4 protein-coding genes are annotated in these 2,581 nt (G+C 48.4%); 3 read left to right on the forward strand and 1 reads right to left on the reverse strand.

The genetic code is table 11. The annotated features are described in order from the left end of the window. On the reverse strand, nucleotides 1-770 hold a 770-nt coding region (gene hemA / locus B2X00_RS07410; protein ID WP_290486836.1), incomplete at its 3' end, for a glutamyl-tRNA reductase. A gap of 149 nt (nucleotides 771-919) precedes the next feature. Between hemA and lolB the strand changes: the two genes are divergently transcribed. The 3 genes from lolB to B2X00_RS07425 form a co-directional block, all read left to right on the forward strand. Next, nucleotides 920-1,570: a lipoprotein insertase outer membrane protein LolB gene (gene lolB, locus B2X00_RS07415; RefSeq protein ID WP_290486838.1), complete on the forward strand. Its 651-nt coding sequence runs from the start codon at nucleotides 920-922 to the stop codon at nucleotides 1,568-1,570. A gap of 9 nt (nucleotides 1,571-1,579) precedes the next feature. Next, nucleotides 1,580-2,446, forward strand: a complete 867-nt coding sequence (ispE, locus tag B2X00_RS07420; RefSeq protein WP_290486840.1) for a 4-(cytidine 5'-diphospho)-2-C-methyl-D-erythritol kinase — start codon at nucleotides 1,580-1,582, stop codon at nucleotides 2,444-2,446. Nucleotides 2,447-2,467: 21 nt separating this feature from the next. Continuing rightward, on the forward strand, nucleotides 2,468-2,581 hold a 114-nt coding region (locus B2X00_RS07425; protein WP_414653718.1), incomplete at its 3' end, for a ribose-phosphate pyrophosphokinase-like domain-containing protein.

Raw genomic sequence — 2,581 nt, forward strand, 5'->3', positions numbered from 1 at the left:
CCTTTACCAATAATAGGTAAAGTGCTGGCGGTCGAACTAACAACGATATCTGCATTCGGTAATAACTCACCTAACTGACTCAGACTGTGTGCCTCGGCACCCACCCGTTGAGCCAGTTCCGTTGCGCGCTGCAACGTGCGATTAGCCACACTCAGTGAGCTTACGCCTTGCTGCACAAGATGCTGCGCAACCAACTCAGAGGTATCCCCAGCACCGACTAGCAATACATTCGAATGTTTTAAATCACCAAAAATATGTTTTGCTAAACTCACCGCAGCAAATGCAACTGACACGGCATTCTGACCTACTTCAGTCTCATTTCTAACAGCTTTAGCCACACGAAAGGTATTTTGAAAGAGCCGTTCTAGAATTCCACCGACTACACTGAAGTGTTTCGCTTGTTGATAGGCTTGTTTGACCTGCCCTAAAATTTGCGGTTCACCTAACACCAACGAATCTAAGCCGCTCGCGACACTCATCAAGTGCGCTACAGCATCTTCCTGAGTATGAAAATAATGGTGTTGTTCTAATTCGCTCGGTCCAATGCCGTGGAATTGCGCCAACCAGTGTAATAACGGTTGATGTTCAGCATGACCATGACAATACAATTCGGTGCGGTTGCAAGTGGAAACGATAACGGCTTCTTCAATACCCGGTAACTGCTTTATTTCAGACAATGCCTGTTCCAGCTGCACAGGGCCAAACGCCACGCGCTCGCGTAATTCGACAGGTGCCGTTCTGTGGTTAATACCTAATATTGAAATGGTCATTCGGAGTCGCGGTTTACTCTAACAGAGGGTTGAAAACGCTGATGGGATTGTACGTGATTGCAGGGATTATTGAAAGTCACAGACAATTCTGGTCAACTACGCAAAGCTAAACGAACGATCCACTTTAATTCACAAAGGCGAACTCCCCTGTGCTGTTAAAACTATCTCGTTGGACATTGCTGATGTTAGTCTGTGGCTTAGCTGTAACGGGCTGCAGCATACCTGAACCACCTCAGCAAAGTGCAGCTACGAATATCTCTAATCAACAAGTAAAGGCGCACCAACAACGCTTGCAACGAATAAATAGATGGCAGCTATCGGGCCGTTTTGCCTTGACAGAACTCGAATCAAATAATAGGGACAGCGCCTACTTGCGCTGGCGTTCCACGCCAGCAGAGCAAGACGTTGTAATTACTCACCCGCTACGCGGTGAACTTGCCCATCTGAATATTCGCTCCACACGTGCGTCGATTAAAGTCGACGGCAAGCAGGTAGAAAGTCATTCCGCAGACACTTTATTATATCGTTACACAGGCATGCGCTTGCCTGTCGAAGAGTTGCCAGATTGGTTACTGGGCCGACTCGACCCCCAGTTTACTCAGTTCACGTTTGATCAACGAGGACGTTTGATTAGTGCGCGTTACCGGACACCTAAAGGCGAACAATGGCAGTTAACTTGGTTCTATCAACCACAGCAACTGCTACCCGAACAGGTGCATGCCGAGACCCCGCGACTGAAACTTAAAATCCAAGCACAGTCTTGGGAAACTCAGCCCTCATTAAACCAACTGGCAAACTAGAGCATCATAATGACCGATACGCAAAACCGACCGCTGACGTTGCCAGCGCCAGCAAAACTGAATTTGTTTTTACATATTACGGGGCGCCGTAATGATGGGTATCATAACCTCGAAACCGTGTTTCAATTTATCGATATTGAAGATACCTTAATCTTTGAGCCACTCGCAGAGCCGCGTATTGAGCTTATTGACTCCGACAGTGACATTGCTATCGCTGATAACCTGGTGTTTCGCGCCGCACAACGACTGGTGCTTGAGTGCCAGCAACAGCATCAGCCATATTTCGGTGTGCGCATCACCCTTGATAAACGACTGCCCCAAGGTGCCGGACTGGGCGGTGGCTCGTCGGATGCTGCAACGACATTAGTCGGATTAAACCACATGTGGGGATACCCCTTCACAACCTCGCAATTACTACTTATCGCTGCTGAGCTTGGCGCCGATGTGCCGATTTTCGTCCACGGACATAGTGCTTTCGCCACCGGTATTGGTGATCAGTTTATCGATGTTGAACCCGACCAACACTACTATTTAGTGGTCAAACCTCAAGTCAATATTTCAACCGCTGCATTGTTTGCTGATACGCGCCTTAAACGCGACTGCAAGCCTTTACCCCCCTCACAATGGCACTGGCAAAACACCAGTAATGTATTCGAGCCTGTGGTGCTTAAGCAGTATCCCGCAGTTGCCAAGCTACACGCGCAGTTGCTAAACTATGGTCCGACTCGGCTTACTGGCACAGGTGCTTGCTTATTCACTCGCTTTGCGAATCAGCAACAAGCTATCGCTGCACAGGCGCAACTTTCGCTAACCGAAAGTTATGTTGTGCAGGGCCAGAACCGTTCATCGCTTATCCGGACATTAACCCAAATTTAGTCGAGGTTTGTTGTGCCTGACATGAAACTCTTCGCTGGTAACGCCACACCAGAACTTGCGCAGAAGATTGCTGACCGCTTATATATCAAACTTGGAGACGCCTCTGTAGGTCGTTTTAGTGACGGTGAGATCAGT

This window comes from Idiomarina sp. UBA3162, assembly GCF_002364475.1.
Classification (GTDB): Bacteria; Pseudomonadota; Gammaproteobacteria; order Enterobacterales; family Alteromonadaceae; genus Idiomarina.